Source organism: Myroides albus (assembly GCF_024722315.1).
Lineage (GTDB): Bacteria > Bacteroidota > Bacteroidia > Flavobacteriales > Flavobacteriaceae > Flavobacterium > Flavobacterium album_A.
Genome location: NZ_CP102754.1, coordinates 1,211,095 through 1,229,274, shown reverse-complemented (window position 1 = coordinate 1,229,274; position 18,180 = coordinate 1,211,095). Strand labels below are relative to the sequence as shown.

Genomic DNA, 18,180 nt, shown 5'->3' with positions numbered 1-18,180 from the left:
ATAAACAATGAAGTGGTTGTACGCACATTTATACGGAGATAAAACGATTTGGGCATTAGTTATTCTATTGGCCTGTTTCTCTATTATGCCTGTATATAGTGCGAGTACAAATTTAGTTTATACTGTAGGAACTGGTGAAAAGACGATTTATTATTTGATCAAGCACTTTGTACACATCAGTGTAGGTCTAATTTTTATGTGGTTGGTTCACCGTGTAGATTATCGCTATTTTAAGCTTGTAGGTTTTGTAGGAATACCTGTCGTGGTACTATTGTTAATCTACACGTTGACAAAGGGAACAATGATAGGCGGAGCAAATGCCAGTAGATGGGTTAGTGTGCTGGGTGTTCAGTTTCAACCTTCTTCTATAGCAGCAATTGTATTGACCGTTTATGTCGCTCAATATTTAGTAAAGATAAAGGACAAGACAGTTGATTTTGTTTCTTCTTTATGGGAGTTGTGGTTGCCAGTGGGATTAATCGTATTGCTAATTTTACCAGCAAACTTTTCTACGGCTGCAATTATTTCGCTTGTAGTTTTTACAGTTGCACTTATAGGCAAGTATCCGTTAAAGTACTTAGCTATTATCTGTTCTGCGGCAGTATTGTTTATTGGGATCTTTATGATTACGGCAAAGGCTTTTCCAGGTTTATTTCCCAATCGAGTGGATACTTGGATTAGTAGAATTGACAGATTCGCCAATTCAGACGATTCTACCAAAGACTTGTACCAAGTACAAAATGCAAAAATAGCAATTGCCTCAGGTGGATTGTTTGGCTTAGGGCCAGGTAAAAGTGTTCAGAAGAACTTTTTGCCACAATCTTCATCAGATTTCATTTACGCTATTATAGTTGAGGAATATGGTGTCGTTTTTGGAGTGTTTTTGCTCTTTGTATATATGTCGTTGTTCTTTCGTTTTTTGATTGCGATACACAGGGCTCCCACAGTATTTGGTCAACTCCTGGTGGTCGGATTAGGATTTTTTCTAATCTATCAGACGTTGATTAATATTGGAGTTGCAGTTTCGTTTTTACCGACAACGGGTCAACCCTTACCTCTTATTAGTAGTGGAGGGACATCTATATGGATGACATGTGTAGCTTTAGGTATTATCCTTAGTGTTACAAAAAGTGAAAGAGAAATTCAGGAACGCGAAATGGAGAAGAGTGATGCAGAGAAGCGTGAAGAAGAAGAATTGAATAGAATTCAATTAGAAAAAGAACAAATTTTAGAACAAGAGTTAAAAGAAAATTAGATTATAATATGAGTCATGCACCTCGGTTTATATTGAGTGGAGGAGGAACGGGAGGACATATATACCCAGCCTTAGCAATTGCAAATGAATTGAAGAGTCGATTTGCTAATGCTGAGATATTGTTTGTGGGTGCAGAAGGTCGTATGGAGATGCAGAAAATACCACAGGCTGGGTATGCTATCGAAGGATTGTGGATCTCTGGCTTGAAAAGGGAGTTATCGTTAGATAACTTATCATTTCCTTTTAAAGTAATTAGCAGTCTGCTTAAATCGAGAAAGATCATAAAAAGGTTTAAGCCAGATGTTGTGATTGGGACAGGGGGATACGCAAGTGGAGCTGTTGTAAAGGTAGCTGCAGATATGGGAATCCCAACTGTTGTACAAGAGCAGAATTCTTTTCCTGGTATTACTAACAAGTTATTAGGAAAGAAAGCAAAGGCTATTTGTGTGGCATATGATAACCTTGAAGCGTTTTTTCCAAAAGATAAGCTGGTCAAGACAGGTAATCCCGTTAGACAGGATTTACTGGTATTAAGCGATAAGGCTGAAGCTAAAGCCTCTTTCAAATTGGATGTAAGTAAGAAAACACTTTTAGTGTTAGGAGGAAGCTTAGGGGCGAGAAGGATAAATCAATTAGTTGAAAGTAATCTTGGCTTATTCGAAGAAATGGAGCTTGAGGTTATTTGGCAATGTGGTAAGTTATATTACGAAGAATACAAGAAATACAACAGTAGTAGGGTAAAAGTATTAGCGTTTGTAGATAGAATGGATTATGCTTTTGCATCAGCTGATATTGTAGTTTCGCGAGCTGGAGCTTCTTCAGTTTCTGAATTAGCAATAGTAGGAAAACCAGTCATATTTGTGCCTTCTCCTAATGTGGCAGAAGATCACCAAACTAAGAATGCTTTAAGTATTGTAGAACGCGGTGGTGCGCTAATGGTTAAAGAAAGTGAGTTGGATACTTTTCCGGATTTGTTTAAATCCGTGTTAAGTGACGATAGTCGTATGCAAGAATTGGGAGATAACTTTAAAAAGTTAGCCTTGCCAAATGCAACAAAAGATATTGTAGATCAAATAGTAGCTTTAATTAAAAAGTAATGAAAGTAATTGATAAAATAAAGAGTGTATATTTTATAGGGATTGGTGGTATTGGAATGAGTGCCCTTGCTCGTTATTTTAAATTCTTAGGTAAGAATGTCGCTGGATACGATAAAACGCCAACACAACTTACTAGAGAGTTAGAGGAAGTTGGTATTGAAATACATTATGAAGACAATATTGCTTTTATTGGAGAGGAGTATAAAGATATTGATAGTACAGTTGTTGTTATTACCCCTGCGGTACCTACATCTCATACAGAATGGATGTATTTTCAACAAGCTGGATTTGAAATTTTAAAGAGATCTGAGGTACTTGGTATCATCACAAAAGATACTTACTGTTTCGCTGTTGCTGGTACGCATGGTAAAACAACAACAACAAGTATTCTTGGACATTTACTTTATCAAGCTGGAGTAGATGTTACTGCTTTTGTAGGAGGAGTTGTTGAAAACTACCAGACTAATTTGATTGGTTCGGGTAAAACGGTTACAGTAGTGGAAGCAGATGAGTTTGATCGTTCATTTTTAAGATTGAGTCCCAATATCGCTTGTATCAATTCTACCGAAGCTGATCACTTAGATATTTTTGGAACAGCTGATGAGATGTTGATTTCTTTTATGGAATTTGCTGCAAAAGTTGAGGATAAGAATTTGCTGTTTGTTCATGAAGATGTTGATTTAGATGGAGTGAAAGTTGGTTTTGGGGCAGATAGTAGCTTTCAGGTAAAGAATATTAGAATCGATAATGGTTGGTATATATTCGATATAGTGACGCCAAAAGAGACTGTGTCAGATGTTAGATTTGGATTACCAGGACATCACAATTTGACAAATGCATTAACAGCTTTTGCTATGGCATATGTGTATGGTGTAAATGTTAGTGATTTAGTGAATGCTTTGGAGACATTTAAGGGAGTGAGAAGAAGATTTTCTTATAAGATTCGCAATGAGAAGTTGATATTTATTGACGATTACGCTCATCATCCAACGGAGATTAAAGCAGTTAGTCAAGCAGTTCATGAGATGTATGGGGATAAGAAAATATTAGCAATCTTTCAACCTCATTTGTATAGTCGAACAAGAGATTTTATGGAAGAGTTCGGCGAGGCATTGTCAACTTTTGAGAATGTAGTTTTGTTGGATATTTACCCAGCACGTGAATTGCCTATAGAGGGAGTAACATCTGATAAACTATTAGAACTAATTAAGTCGAATAGTAAATGTTTGGTTGAAAAAAGCAGATTGATCAGCTATATAAAAGATTTTAACCCAGAGGTGGTACTGACTATTGGTGCTGGAGATATAGGTGAAATGATTAATGATATAAAATTGGAATTAGAATAAAATATAATAAGTGTGAAAAAGTTATTTAAGAGAATAAAGTGGGTTGATGTTCGCATATTGTTAGTGTGCGCTATTGCCTTTGTTGTTTATTCTTTTAGTAATAAAAAGAGCGAAGATAAAGAGATTAGTGGTATAGAAGTTTTTTTCAAAGGTGAGGATTATCATTTTGTAACAGGAGCAGATATTCGCAGTATGGTTGAAAAAAGTTTACCAAACACTTCCAGAGTTAATAGATCTATAGTAGATTTGAAGAAAGTGGAAGATGAAGTCTTAAGTAATGAGCTAATTAAGAATGCAGAAGTGTATCTATCTATAGATGGAAAGTTATATGTAGATGTGTGGCAGAAGGAAGCAGTTGGACGTTATTTTGAGAATGGTAAGAGTTACTATATCGATAATACTGGAAGGAGTATGCCTATCTCTCACAATTTTTCACAACGAGTACCTATGATTGATGGTCGTATTACGGAAAACAATCGCGGGGATTTATTAAAAATGTTGAAGTTGATTAATGAAAGTGAGTTTTTAAAGCAGGATTTAACTGGAATTATTATACGGGGAGATGAAACCTTAATGTTAAAGAGTAGAACTAATGATTATAGTATTTCTTTTGGAACATTTGATGAAATGGAAAAGAAATTGAATAATTATACGGCCTTTGTGAAGTATTGTACAGAAGGCAAGTTAGACACAAAACAGTATAAGAGTATAAATCTTAGATTTACTCAACAAGTAGTATGTAGTAAATAGAAAATGACTATGAAAAATGAAAATATAGCTGTAGGATTAGACATTGGAACAACTAAGATTGTTGCAATGGTTGGAAAGAAAAACGAATATGGCAAGCTTGAAATTCTTGGATTAGGGAAGGCAAAAAGCTTAGGTGTGAAAAGGGGTGTAGTTAATAATATTACACAGACGATACAATCTATTCAGCATGCAGTTAAAGAAGCAGAGGCAGAAGCAGAATGTAGAATTAAGAAAGTTGTAGTTGGTATTGCAGGACAACATATTCGCAGTATCCAGCACAGCGATTACATAAGCCGTGAAAATCCTGATGAAGTAATAGGGGATAAAGACATTGAAAAGTTAATTGGACAGGTTCAGAAATTGAATATGTTACCTGGAGAAGAAATTATTCATGTATTACCTCAAGAATTTAAGATTGACGGAGAACCTGGAATTAAAGAACCAATAGGTATGTATGGAAGTAGATTGGAAGCTACTTTTCACGTGGTTGTTGGGCAGGCTGCTCTCATAAAGAACGCAGGAAGATGTATTAAAGATGCAGGATTAGAATTGTCAGGCATTACTTTAGAACCTTTGGCATCAGCTGAAGCTGTTTTGAGTCAAGAAGAGAAGGAGGCTGGTGTTGCTATTATTGATATAGGTGGTGGTACAACAGACTTGGCGATCTTTAAAGATGGAATAATTCGCCATACAGCTGTAGTTCCTTTCGGAGGGAACGTGATTACGGAAGATATCAAGGAAGGATGTTCTATCATTGAAAGACAAGCCGAGACATTGAAGGTTCGTTTTGGATCTGCTTGGCCGGGTGAAAATAAAGACAACGAGATTGTTTCTATTCCTGGTTTGAGAGGTAAAGAGCCAAAAGAGATTTCACTGAAGAATTTGTCTAAGATTATTCACGCTCGAGTGGATGAGATTATTCAATTGGTGTTTTCTGAAATTAAGACCTATGGATACGAAAACCCACAGAAGAAGTTAATTGCAGGAATTGTATTAACAGGTGGTGGTTCTGAATTGAAACATATAAAACAGTTAGTAGAATATATTACTGGAATAGATACTCGTATTGGTTATCCAAATGAGCATTTAGCGGGTGATTCAAGTCCTGAAATCTCAAGTCCATTATATGCAACAGCAGTGGGATTAGTGATGGAAAGTGATAAGAATCAAATAAAAGGAGCTGTTCCTTTTGAAGAGATTATAGCTTACGAAAAATTGCAAGAAGAAGAAAAGAAAATTATTGAACAGAAAGTTGTAGAGAATAACCCTATTTCACCATCAGTATCTGAAGAAGTGAAAAGTGAAAAAAGCGAACGCGTTCACATCAATTTAGAAAAAGATGAGGAAGTAGAAACTGAAAAAGAAGTTACAACAACTGTAGATAAATTTGAGAAAAGCTTTTTAGGTAGTTTTGTAAGAAAGATTAGAGATTATATTGAAAAGCAAGAATAAAAACGATACGTATATGGAGAATACAGATTTCGGAGGAATAAAATTCGATTTACCAAAAAATCAATCGAATGTAATTAAGGTGATTGGTGTCGGAGGAGGTGGAAGTAACGCGATTAACCACATGTTTAAGCAAGGTATTAAAGGTGTTGATTTTATCGTGTGTAATACTGATTCGCAAGCATTAGAGAATAGTCCCGTACCTAATAAAATTCAGTTAGGAGTTAATTTGACTGAAGGTCTTGGAGCGGGGGCAAATCCTGAAGTAGGGCAACAATCGGCTATAGAAAGTATTGAAGATATTGAGAAAATGCTTGATACCAACACAAAGATGGTATTTATAACGGCAGGTATGGGTGGAGGTACTGGTACTGGTGCTGCTCCTGTAATCGCTCAATTATCGAAAGAAAGAGATATTTTGACTGTTGGGATTGTTACTATTCCGTTTCAATTTGAAGGGAAAGTACGTCAAGAGCAGGCATTAAAAGGAGTTGAAAGGCTGCGTAAGCAAGTGGACTCTCTTGTGGTTATTAACAATAATAAGTTACGTGAAGTTTATGGTAACTTAGGATTTAAAGCTGGCTTCTCCAAAGCAGATGAAGTATTATCTACTGCAGCACGTGGTATTGCAGAGGTAATTACACATCACTATACTCAGAATATCGATTTAAAAGATGCTAAGACTGTTTTATCAGATAGTGGAACTGCTATTATGGGTTCTGCGACAGCTTCTGGTGATAGTAGAGCTAAGAACGCAATCGTCGATGCATTAGATTCTCCTTTGTTAAATGACAATAAAATTACAGGGGCTAAGAATGTTTTGCTTTTAATAGTTTCTGGATCAAACGAAATTACTTTAGATGAAATAGGTGAAATTAACGATCATATCCAAACAGAGGCTGGTCATAATGCTAATATCATTATGGGAGTAGGTGAGGATGAAAGTCTTGGTGAAGCTATTTCTGTAACTATTATCGCGACTGGTTTCAATGTTGAACAACAAAAAACGATTGTTGCTTCTGGTGAGCCAAAAGTGATTGTTCATACTTTAGGAGATGAACAAACTTTAGTTCGTAATCTTTCAAGTAATTCAGTAACAGGTAATTTAGGTTTTTCTACTCCAGATCAACCATTGACTAAAACTTCTGATAGTGCTGTGTCTCCAGCAGATGCTCCAGAAGAACGAAAAGTATTTACATTGGAAGCAGAGGATGAGTTTGAAAACGACTTTCTTTCTAATTCAACAGATATATCTGATGAACCAATAGTAGATCCAACTATTAGTGATGATGGAGGGCAGTTTGCTGTGAATTTTGAAAGCGTTGAGCCTAAAGCGCCAATTCAAACTGAGACTTCTCCTGCTGCTAAAAACTTAGATGTTTTCTTTGAAATAGTTACTCCTCAAAAAGAGGTAACTCCAGAGGTAGTAAATAGCACACAAGAAACTAAGACTTTAAATAAAGCTAAAGACTTACGCGATATTAAAGTTGTGGATCCTGAATTTGTTATCGTAACTAAAAAAATTGATGATACTGTTCAAGTACCTACAGCTAAGGTTGCTCAAACAGTTGTTTACAATCTTGATGATAACACTAATGAGTTCAATAGCGAAACTACATTAGATATTCAAGATCAGATTGATCATTCGACAACTGAAGACACTAAAGAGGAGTTTATTTATTTCTCACTTGAAGACTACACAGATAAAGAAGAGGAGTTAAAAACTGCGAAACCAAATGCATCTAAGCACGCTGAAGATATTGCAGAAGGGTTCAAAGTTTCTATGAAGGAAAATGAAGATGAGGGGGTAGCTAATGTTGAATCTCCTGTAACAGCTGAGAATGATGAGATTAACCCAATGGAAATGAGTATTGAAGAGTTTACGCTAAGAAGTCGTTCTGCTGAACGCAGAAAGAAAATGCGTGACTTTAACTACAAATTTAATAGTGGAACAGCAACTAATAGTCAGATCAATGACTTGGAATCAGAACCAGCTTACAAGAGAACTGGTGTAAATCTAAATGAGGTAGATGATTCTTCACAAAAGTCAAGAACATCAATTAGTTTAGATAGTAATAACGATAGTAAACTGCGTTCTAACAATTCTTTCTTACACGACAATGTAGATTAGCAATTGTATAGCGTACTTATAGGTTATAGATAAAAGCCAGAAAAGATATATTTTTTCTGGCTTTTTCTTATATTTGCAACAATCAAAAACAGATATGATATGAGTTTACAGTCAAATGTAATGGACGCAATGAAGAGTGCAATGAAGTCTAAAGATACTTTAGCCTTGGAGGCACTTAGAGCGATTAAGTCTGAGTTATTATTAGCCCAAACTCAATCAGGTAGTAAAGAAGAACTAACAGAGGAAGAAGAAATCAAAATACTTCAAAAGTTAGTGAAACAAAGAAAAGACAGTGCTAATATTTACCAAGAGCAAGGTCGTGAAGATTTGGTTCAACCAGAGTTAGATCAAGCAAAAGTAATCGAGGCATTCTTACCTGAACAGTTGTCAGAGGAGGAAGTGAGAAGTGCTATTGAAAAAATAGTTTCAGAAGGTTCTTTTTCTGGAATGGGTTCAATGGGACAGGTTATGGGGTTAGCATCAAAAGCTTTAGCTGGTAAAGCTGACGGTAAAACGATCTCAAGTATTGTAAAAGCTATTTTATCTAAATAAAATTATAATAGGTATGTCCGTGTAGTTCAACTGGATAGAATATCAGATTTCGGCTCTGAGGGTTGGGGGTTCGAACCCCTCCGCGGACGCTATGTATTGGCAAAAGTATTTGTCAAGTACTAAATAACACAACCTATTGTGTACTTAACTTCTGTTCAAATGCACGAGGAATGAAATAGATTGAATTAAGGTGGCTACCAGTTTTGGTAGCTACCTTTTTTTTGGTCTTTCGATATGATGTTACTAAAGTTTAATGTGTTAATAGATAGTTAAATAAAAATAAAGCGTAGCTTTGAGGAATATAAAGTTAGTAGTGCTTTATTAACTAATTTAATTAAAAAATAATATGAAAAAAGTAATGATTCTTGTTATGTCAGTTTCTTTTCTATTTACTGCTTGTAGTAGCGATGATAAAGGAAGTGATAGTGAAACTAATGGTGGAACAGAAGGAGGAGTAAATGTGAAATCTTATGGGACTTTCACGGTTCATACAAAAGTTGACGATGTAGATAAAAAGTTAGTGTATTGGAATTATCTTCCAGTTACTGGCTATGATAAAGTGAATGGTACTATTAAAGGTGTTCATATGGAAATGTGGGATGTGAATTATGGTGATACTAAAGAAAATTACGATAAAATTGACGAAGAACGCACTAAAGTATACGGTGAGTTGAAAGGAGGAAGTCTTTTAATTGCATTGAATAATGTAGAAGAAGGGCTTTATACTATTACAAATCGCTTTGGTCATTTTCCTAAGGATGTAAAAGACGGAGGAAGAAGATTAGCTATAATATCAGTTAATTTGGGTATAGAAAATGAAAAAAGACAGTCTAGTGATTATAATGATGCTGTGTATGAACACGTGGACGAAGGCTTCTATGTGGATGCAGTTAAAGTAGTAAAAGATAAAGAAGGTGCATTTCACTTTGATTTGTTGAAACCAATTCCTTTAGTGTTTAAAGAAGGTAAGCATGGAAGAGGAAATCCTAATGCTCCAAGGAGCATATCTGTGACAATAGAAGATGGTCACTCGCATGTTATTGAAGATTGGAATTAGTATTCATTTAATTTCAAAAGTTTATTGTAAAAAAGACCGAACTCAAGTATTTTACTTGAGTTCGGTCTTTTTTATGACACTGTACTGAGTTGTTTATTGTTTTGGGATTTACTTTTATTACAGTTTAGGTGTAGTCATTTTATGGCTAAATTCTCAGCAGGTTTGTTGAAGAACTATTCATATCTTTCAAATTTTAAAGTTAATGCTAAATGCGAATGAAAGATTATTATCGGTGGTTTTAACTCTTAAATTATACTCTATACTTGTGAAATTGTTTTTTTTTACTTTAGAATTAGGACATTTTGAATACGAAGTATAGTTCTTATGTACCTTGAATATAGTGGATTTAGAGTGTTTTAAGTGAAGATTTTGCCTTAATGGATAAAGTAAAAAATCCCATTTACTGATAAAAATCATGTTTTATGCTTTTTAGTCAACTTATCTTTGTAGTAGAAAGTTAATTAGATAGTGGTATGAGACAAAGAGTTCCAGTTTCGTCAATTATGACTTCAACTATTGTTAGCTTGAATTTGACGGATTCATTAACAGATGCTGAGAAGTTATTTAAAATGCACAAGATTCGTCACTTACCTGTAGTTTCAGGTCATAAGTTGGTAGGGATATTAAGTTATACAGATTTATTGAAAATCAGTTTAGCTGATACGGATGAAGATGATAATATCGTGGATACAACCGTTTATAATATGTTTACATTAGAACAGGTTATGGTAAAGAATGTTACTACGATACAGGCAGATGACAATATAAAGGATGCTGCTGAAATATTAGTTAAAAAAGATTTTCGAGCATTACCTGTTTTAGATGGGCAGGTGCTTGTAGGAATGTTAACTACAACGGATTTGATAAAGTATCTTTTGAATCAATACGATTAGAAAGAATTGCTATAAAAAGAAAATTGATTTTGTGGTTTGTGAGTTTGGCTACAAAATTACATATTGTTGTTTGAGGAAAGCACTAGTGTTCAGCATTAGTGCTTTTTTATTTTGCATATAGATAGCGCTTTGGGAATAGCATCTTTGTTGGATCAATCTCAAAAGTTGTGTGTGAATTAAAAACTACAGATCTTTGTAATAATAAATAATAACCGTGGAAAACTATATTGAGTTTGTAAAAATGATTTTACCTGAGTTTTTAGTAGAACATTTTGATTTAGTAAAAACGATAAAACAAGGTGAAACAATGCACCTATATTTTGAAGAATTTAATAGAGTCCCGGATGAAGCAAAAGACCGTATTCTTATAGGTCATGGATTTCATAATGAAACCACAATACAAGATTTTCCTTTACGAGGAAATAGTGTTTATCTTCATGTCAAGCGTCGTCGTTGGTTAGATAAAACTACTCGCGAATTAGTACAGAGAGATTGGAATCTAGTAGCAAAAGGCACTCGTTTAACTGATGAGTTTGCCTCTTTTTTAAAAGAAATTAATAGATACTAAGGCAAGTGATTGCCATACAATAGGAGGTTTCTTTAATATTGATGGTAAAAAACTACAACGCCAATACAAAGATTCACTAAGTGATTTTCAAGCTTGGGAACATAAAGAACACGCTAAAGACTATCTTCTTTTTCCTGAAAACATAGGTCCTAAACTATCAATAGACGAAACAGCTTTGTCAAAAGGTGAGCTCTATACAATTATTACAAACAAATATAGTAGAGGAAAGCAAGGGAGTATAGTAGCAATTTTTTCTGGCACTAAAGTAGAGCCTATTATAGAGAAGCTTCTTACAATCTCCTCTAAGACAAGATCTAAAGTTAAGGAGATAACACTTGATATGGCAAATTCTATGAAAAAAATTGTTACGAAGTGCTTTGTTAATGCGACACAAGTAACAGATCGTTTTCATGTACAGAAACTAGTAAATGAAGCATTACAAGATATTAGAATACAAGAACGTTGGAATGCTTCAGATATTGAAAACAACTTAATCCTACAAGCTAAAAAAGAAGGTAAACAATTTATTCCAATAGAATTTGATAATGGAGATACAGCTAAGCAACTACTTATAAGAAGTAGATATCTACTAACTATGGATCCAAGTAAATGGACTACTAATCAAATGCAAAGAGCAGATATATTATTTAATCAATATCCTTTGATTAAACAAGCTTATAATGTAGCGCAAAACTTAAGAATAATATATAACACAACCACAGTAAAAGAAGTAGCTTATACTAAACTGGCTCATTGGTACAATGATGTTATGAAGATTAATTTAAAACAATTCGGCACTGTTATCAATACAATGCAAATCAATTATAAAACAATTCTTAACTATTTTGATAATAGAAGTACCAATGCCTCTGCTGAATCTTTTAATGCAAAAATTAAAGCATTCAGAGCTCAGTTTAGAGGTGTAAGAGATATTGATTTCTTTTTATACAGATTGACTAAGCTTTATGCCTAAACACAACTTTTGAGATTGATCCTCTTTGTTGAGTAGAATAGTGGTCTTGCTGTATAGATGTCTATATAAGTGAAGTATTTTTATAAATCTATAGCAGAAGTGTTTTTTATCCAAAAGATTCAAATAGTTTGTAAGGACGAGGATTAAAACCTCATGCATCACTGAAAGGGATAAGAATGTTTTTGTTTTTACATTAAGAGTCCGATTTGGAGCTATATCGCAACTATATGTGTGGTAATAAATATATAGCACTTGAATATATGAGTATCGTATAAAGCGAAATAACAATGTGTAAATGGTGCTTTAGGAATGTAATTAATATGAGTGAGTAAGTAATGCTATCACTATTTCTCTGTTTTTTTGTAAATAATCTTAATGTCTGAGATTATTAATCTTTACATACACTTGCTTAGCATTTGTAGATCATTTCAATAAAAGTGCTTACTCCTTCTTGTCGATTTTAAGACTTTAGAAATGGTTAAGCGCTTGCAAAACACTTAGATTCGTTGGACTTTCTTGCTGTTTTCTTCGTGTATCCTTGGGGTTTTATCTGCAAAAAGGCGTGTTTCTCGAAGAAAACCCTTAGCAAACTGCCAGAAATCCCAAAGGAAGTACGATCAAGATTGTACTGATTTTAACTTCATGCACAAAATAAATGTAGTTATTTTTGATCTCTAAGTTTTTCATGTCGCATCCATAGAGGCTCTATTAAAGGATGTGATTTTGTTGTTTTAAGAGATGATTAAATAGGATATTACCTTATCTAATTTTGCTTTATTTTAAAACGACATTAATACTTTTTGCCTTCTCTCAAGTTTTGAAGCCGATGTGGTTTTTTGAAGTACTTGTTTTAACTTATGGTAGATATTTGAGATTTTAACAAGAATGTAATGCTAATTGTACTTATAATTTAAAATGAAAAGAATGACAGGTATACAATGGTGTACAATGAGTTATATTTCGTAATTTAGTGTCTTTGTATTAAAATTGCGTATATGACTAGTGATTATGTCGCCTTATTAAATAGGTCAAAAGTAATATTAGAAAGGAAAGATATTACGAGAAATCAAATACTTCAAGAAATATGTGAATTGTTATATGATTCTATTTCTTATTACGATTGGGTAGGTTATTATTTTGCTGATCATTCAACTGATTTATTACACTTAGGACCGTTTATTGGAGAGCCAACAGAGCATACTGTAATTCCATTTGGAAAGGGGATTTGTGGTCAAGTTGCCCTAAGTAATGAAACTTTTGTCGTTGATGATGTTACAGCTCAATCTAATTATATTGCATGTAGTTTGACGGTAAAGTCTGAAATCGTTGTTCCTATATTTGTGCAGGGTATTAATATAGGTCAGATAGATATTGATTCTCATACCTTGAACGCATTTACGAATGAAGATAAAAGCTTTTTAGAAGCTTTAAACAAAGAAGTAGCCAAATTGTATTAGAGCTCTTTTTTATAATGTTGTTGTTTTGTTCTTTGAAATAAAAAATATGATTTTTAATGGTGTTTTCTCGAAAATAAAATTACCTTTGCACCAAATTATAGATAGACTATAATTGCCGCATAAAAATCATTTAAAAAATATTGGCATGTATTTAACAAAAGAGAAAAAAGCTGAGATCTTCGCTAAACACGGAGGAAAAGCTGTAAACACTGGATCTGCTGAAGGACAAATTGCTTTGTTCACTTACAGAATCTCTCACTTAACTGAGCACTTAAAAAGAAATCGTAAAGATTACAACACTGAGCGTTCATTAGTTCTTTTAGTAGGTAAAAGAAGAAGACTTCTTGACTATTTAAAGAATACTGAGATCAACAGATACCGTGAGATCATTAAGGAATTGAATATTAGAAAATAATCAATTGAGAAGAGGTGCCCTTGTGCGCCTCTTTTTCTTTTTTAGCCTTTTAGCAGAAAAAGTCTGGTTTTTCATTGGGTTTCATACAACTACACAACACAACAACACAACACACACAGAATTATTAATGTCTCTCTTCGGAGAGACAGAAACCCTAAAGTATTTATTATTATATGATTCCTAAGGTAACCAAAGAAATTATCGATTTAGGTGATGGTAGAAGCATCTCAATCGAAACAGGGAAATTAGCAAAACAAGCAGATGGATCTGTTGTAGTAAGAATGGGAGACTGTATGCTTTTGGCAACAGCAGTTTCTGCTCGTACTGCAAATCCAGGTGTTGATTTCTTACCATTAACTGTAGATTACAGAGAAAAATTTTCTGCTGCTGGACGTTTTCCAGGAGGCTTTTTTAAACGTGAGGCTCGTCCAAGTGATCAAGAGATTTTGACAATGCGTCTTGTAGACCGTTGTTTACGTCCTTTATTCCCGGATGATTATCACGCAGAGACACAGGTGATGATTTCACTTATGTCTTTCGATGAGAATGTTATGCCTGATGCATTAGCTGGTTTGGCTGCTTCTGCAGCATTAGCTGTATCGGATATTCCATTTTACAATTACATTTCTGAAGTAAGAGTTGCTCGTGTAGACGGACAATTAATCATTAATCCTTCTAAAGAGCAATTAGAAGCATCAGACATCGATATGATGATTGGAGCATCTAAAGATTCTGTTTGTATGGTGGAAGGGGAGATGAAAGAAATCTCTGAGGCAGAAATGATTGAAGCAATTAAGTTTGCACACGAAGCAATTAAAGCTCAGATTGAGGCTCAAGAAAAGATGCGTGCTGCATTAGGACTTACTTACCGTGAGTACGAACCAGAAGCATCAGATGCTGAAGTAGAGAAAATTGTTTATGATGCATCTTATGCTAAACTTTATGATATCGCTTCTCATGCAAGTGCTAAAGCAGAGCGTGGAGAGAAATTTGCTGAAGTATACGAAGAAGTTAAAGCTTTGTTTTCTGAGGAAGACTTAGAAGAAAAAGGTGAACTTATTAGCACTTACTTCAAGAAAACGCAAAAAGAGGCTGTTCGTAATTTAATTTTAGATCAAGGAATTCGTTTAGATGGTCGTAAGACTACTGAGATTCGTCCTATCTGGTGTGAAGTTGATTATTTACCATCTACGCATGGTTCATCTATTTTTACACGTGGGGAAACTCAAGCTTTAGCAACAGTAACACTGGGAACTTCTCGCGAAGCTAATGTTATTGATTTGCCAAGTGAACAAGGTGAAGAGAAATTCTATTTACATTATAATTTCCCTCCATTCTCAACAGGTGAAGCTAAGCCTTTAAGAGGAACTTCTCGTAGAGAAGTTGGACACGGAAACCTTGCACAACGTGCACTTAAGAATATGATTCCTGCTGATTGTCCGTATACTATTCGTTTAGTATCTGACGTATTAGAGTCTAATGGATCTTCTTCTATGGCTACAGTTTGTGCTGGTACATTAGCATTAATGGATGCTGGTATTCAGATTGAAAAACCTGTATCAGGTATTGCAATGGGACTTATTTCTGATGCGAAAACTGGTCGTTGGGCTGTGTTGTCTGATATCTTAGGAGATGAAGATCACTTAGGAGATATGGACTTCAAAGTTACAGGTACTAAAGACGGTATTACAGCATGTCAGATGGATATTAAGATTGAAGGGTTAGCTTACGAGATTATGGAGCAAGCTTTAAAACAAGCTCACGACGGTCGTATGCACATTCTTGGATTATTAGTTGACACTATTGCTACTCCAAATGCTACTGTTAAACCTAAAGCTCCGAAGATTATTACAGTTAGTATTCCGAAAGACTTTATTGGTGCTATCATTGGACCTGGAGGTAAAAACATTCAAGCTTTACAAGCTGAAACGGGAACTACAATTGTTATCAACGAAGAAGGTGACTTTGGTATTATTGAAGTGTTGGGAACTGATCAAGCTGGAATGGACAAAGCATTAGCTTCGATTAGCAATACTACTTTCTCTCCTGTTGAAGGTGAAACTTATCACGTAAAAGTAGTTAAGATGCTTGACTTCGGTGCAGTTGTTGAATTTGTACCTGGTAAAGAGACTTTACTACACGTATCTGAGTTGGATTGGAAACGCATAGAGAATGTCGGAGATGTACTTAAGCTTGGAGATGAGTTAGATGTTAAGTATATGGGTATTGATCCTAAAACTAAAAAAGCTAAAGTATCTCGTAAAGCTTTAATGCCTCGTCCTCCTAAAGTGGAGAAGAAAGACGATGCTCCTAAAAAGAATAATCAAGAGAAATAATTGAGTTATTTGATATTATAAAGACACCTTATTAAGGTGTCTTTTTTTATGTTTAAAAGTGTGTTTTTTACTTTTATGATATTTTGTGAACTTCTGTGTACTCTGGATGGGTATTTGTAATATAAGGGTTGCCCTCTTGTAGTAAAGCCATGTTTTTTATGATAATTAGTGGTAATAATTTACTTGTAAAACTCTTTCTAAAGTTAGTGTATTTTAGTATAAGCCTAATTTTTAGTATCTTAGCTTGGTTACTAAAATAAGGTGATAAATTTTAGACAGAAGTTCTACTAAAATCGCCTTTCTCAAATTGAATATTTTATTCAATCCTAATTTGTAGATTCTGTAATCTACCCTTATAAAAAAGCATCGCGATATCAGATGCGTCTATTAGAACATTTAATAGTTCTATCTCGGCTGAGTATTCAGTAACAATCATTTTATTAATTTCTTCATCATTTATTTGATGGGGGTAAAAAACTTATGTTTATATGTCAAATTTTAAAGTAGGTATTATTGGTGCTGGTCCGAGTGGATTAGCAATGTTAAGAGCTTTTGAGTCTGAACAACGTAAAGGGAATCCTATTCCTGAAATTAAATGCTATGAAAAACAAGATAATTGGGGAGGAATGTGGAATTATACTTGGCGCACAGGTGTAGGTAAATACGGAGAGCCTTTGCACGGTAGTATGTATAAGTATCTATGGTCAAACGGTCCAAAGGAATGTTTAGAATTTGCCGATTATACTTTTATGGATCACTTTAAACAACCTATATCTTCCTATCCTCCAAGAGAAGTCTTATTTGATTATATCCAAGGGCGTATTAAACAAAGTAACGCAAGAGAGTTTATCAAGTTTAATACTGTAGCAAGATGGGTTGATTACATAGAGAGTAAGAAACAGTTTCGAGTGGTATTTGACGATTTAGTTAAGAACGAAACTTTTGAAGAATACTTTGATTACCTCGTTGTAGGAACAGGGCATTTCTCAACCCCCAATATGCCTTATTTTAAAGGTATTGATAGTTTTCCTGGAACAGTGATGCATGCACACGACTTTAGAGGTGCGGATCAGTTTAAAGATCAAAAATTGTTGTTGATAGGAAGTAGTTATTCTGCTGAGGATATCGGTGTTCAATGTTTTAAACATGGCAGTAAATCAGTTACTATCTCTTATCGTACCAATCCTATTGCCGCTAAATGGCCTAAGGGTATAGATGAAAAACCATTGGTAACCCATTTTGAAGATAATGTAGCATACTTTAAAGACGGATCTTCTGAGGAGTTTGACGCTGTTATTTTGTGTACTGGTTATCAACATAAGTTTCCATTTTTACCAGACAACTTGCGTTTAAAGACAAAGAATAATCTCTACCCGGATAACCTTTATAAAGGTGTTGTATTCAATGATAATGAAAGACTGTTGTTTTTGGGGATGCAAGACCAGTACTATACATTCAATATGTTTGATACCCAGGCTTGGTTTGCGAGAGATTATATGCTCGGACGAATTGCATTGCCTACAAAAGAGGAACGAAGTATAGATATTGATAAATGGGTAAAGGCAGAAAGAGCTACAGTTACAGGTGAAGAACATGTAGATTTTCAAACGGATTATATTAAAGAATTAATTTCTCTGACTGATTATCCTACATTTGATTTAGATAAAGTAGCTGAAATGTTTAAGAGTTGGCTACGTGATAAAGAAACGAATATATTAAATTACAGAGATAAGGTGTATACTTCTGTTATGACGGGGGTCACTGCAGAGGAGCACCATACACCGTGGATGAAAGAGTTAGATGATAGTCTTGAGCGCTATTTGGATGAAGTTGAAGCCGACGAGTGTGAATTAAGTAGAGAAAACTATTATTAATTGGCATAATAAGTGTTTAAAGCACCT

General features: G+C 34.5%; 15 protein-coding genes and 1 tRNA gene. All 16 read left to right on the top strand.

Features of this window, described 5'->3' with window-relative positions:
• Nucleotides 1–7: 7 nt before the first annotated feature.
• The 16 genes from NWE55_RS05755 (at nucleotide 8) to NWE55_RS05680 (ending at nucleotide 18,153) form a co-directional block, all read left to right on the top strand.
• Nucleotides 8–1,255: an FtsW/RodA/SpoVE family cell cycle protein gene (locus NWE55_RS05755; protein WP_155092103.1), complete on the top strand. Its 1,248-nt coding sequence runs from the start codon at nucleotides 8–10 to the stop codon at nucleotides 1,253–1,255.
• Nucleotides 1,256–1,263: 8 nt separating this feature from the next.
• Nucleotides 1,264–2,352 (top strand): undecaprenyldiphospho-muramoylpentapeptide beta-N-acetylglucosaminyltransferase, encoded by a 1,089-nt coding sequence (murG, locus tag NWE55_RS05750; RefSeq protein WP_155092104.1) that lies wholly within the window; start codon nucleotides 1,264–1,266, stop codon nucleotides 2,350–2,352.
• Nucleotides 2,352–3,698: a UDP-N-acetylmuramate--L-alanine ligase gene (murC, locus tag NWE55_RS05745; protein WP_258204659.1), complete on the top strand. Its 1,347-nt coding sequence runs from the start codon at nucleotides 2,352–2,354 to the stop codon at nucleotides 3,696–3,698. The genes murG and murC overlap by 1 nt, the downstream gene beginning before the upstream one ends.
• A gap of 12 nt (nucleotides 3,699–3,710) precedes the next feature.
• Nucleotides 3,711–4,448 (top strand): cell division protein FtsQ/DivIB, encoded by a 738-nt coding sequence (locus NWE55_RS05740; RefSeq protein WP_160339658.1) that lies wholly within the window; start codon nucleotides 3,711–3,713, stop codon nucleotides 4,446–4,448.
• Between the two features lie 9 nt (nucleotides 4,449–4,457).
• Complete coding sequence (gene ftsA / locus NWE55_RS05735; protein WP_155092106.1) at nucleotides 4,458–5,900, top strand: cell division protein FtsA; 1,443 nt, start codon at nucleotides 4,458–4,460, stop codon at nucleotides 5,898–5,900.
• A 13-nt stretch (nucleotides 5,901–5,913) separates the two neighbouring features.
• Nucleotides 5,914–8,028, top strand: a complete 2,115-nt coding sequence (ftsZ, locus tag NWE55_RS05730; RefSeq protein WP_155092107.1) for a cell division protein FtsZ — start codon at nucleotides 5,914–5,916, stop codon at nucleotides 8,026–8,028.
• A 99-nt stretch (nucleotides 8,029–8,127) separates the two neighbouring features.
• Nucleotides 8,128–8,580: a GatB/YqeY domain-containing protein gene (locus NWE55_RS05725; RefSeq protein ID WP_155092108.1), complete on the top strand. Its 453-nt coding sequence runs from the start codon at nucleotides 8,128–8,130 to the stop codon at nucleotides 8,578–8,580.
• 15 nt (nucleotides 8,581–8,595) lie between these two features.
• Nucleotides 8,596–8,669 (top strand) — tRNA-Arg (locus tag NWE55_RS05720).
• Between the two features lie 257 nt (nucleotides 8,670–8,926).
• Complete coding sequence (locus tag NWE55_RS05715; protein WP_155092109.1) at nucleotides 8,927–9,637, top strand: hypothetical protein; 711 nt, start codon at nucleotides 8,927–8,929, stop codon at nucleotides 9,635–9,637.
• A gap of 473 nt (nucleotides 9,638–10,110) precedes the next feature.
• Nucleotides 10,111–10,530 carry a CBS domain-containing protein gene (locus NWE55_RS05710; RefSeq protein ID WP_155092110.1) on the top strand — a complete coding sequence of 140 codons (420 nt, stop codon included), beginning with the start codon at nucleotides 10,111–10,113 and terminating at the stop codon, nucleotides 10,528–10,530.
• Between the two features lie 214 nt (nucleotides 10,531–10,744).
• Nucleotides 10,745–11,098 (top strand): ISAon1 family transposase N-terminal region protein, encoded by a 354-nt coding sequence (locus tag NWE55_RS05705; protein WP_160339156.1) that lies wholly within the window; start codon nucleotides 10,745–10,747, stop codon nucleotides 11,096–11,098.
• Nucleotides 11,088–12,071: an ISAon1 family transposase gene (locus tag NWE55_RS05700; protein ID WP_444850889.1), complete on the top strand. Its 984-nt coding sequence runs from the start codon at nucleotides 11,088–11,090 to the stop codon at nucleotides 12,069–12,071. Before NWE55_RS05705 ends, NWE55_RS05700 begins: the two co-directional genes overlap by 11 nt.
• Before the next feature lie 995 nt (nucleotides 12,072–13,066).
• Nucleotides 13,067–13,528 carry an XrtF-associated fRMsr-like GAF protein gene (locus tag NWE55_RS05695; RefSeq protein WP_155092111.1) on the top strand — a complete coding sequence of 154 codons (462 nt, stop codon included), beginning with the start codon at nucleotides 13,067–13,069 and terminating at the stop codon, nucleotides 13,526–13,528.
• Nucleotides 13,529–13,673: 145 nt separating this feature from the next.
• Nucleotides 13,674–13,943, top strand: coding sequence for a 30S ribosomal protein S15 (rpsO, locus tag NWE55_RS05690; protein ID WP_155092112.1), 270 nt, complete (start codon nucleotides 13,674–13,676; stop codon nucleotides 13,941–13,943).
• A 173-nt stretch (nucleotides 13,944–14,116) separates the two neighbouring features.
• Complete coding sequence (locus tag NWE55_RS05685) at nucleotides 14,117–16,279, top strand: polyribonucleotide nucleotidyltransferase (protein WP_258204658.1); 2,163 nt, start codon at nucleotides 14,117–14,119, stop codon at nucleotides 16,277–16,279.
• Nucleotides 16,280–16,767: 488 nt separating this feature from the next.
• Nucleotides 16,768–18,153, top strand: a complete 1,386-nt coding sequence (locus NWE55_RS05680) for a trimethylamine monooxygenase (RefSeq protein WP_258204657.1) — start codon at nucleotides 16,768–16,770, stop codon at nucleotides 18,151–18,153.
• Nucleotides 18,154–18,180: the final 27 nt, after the last annotated feature.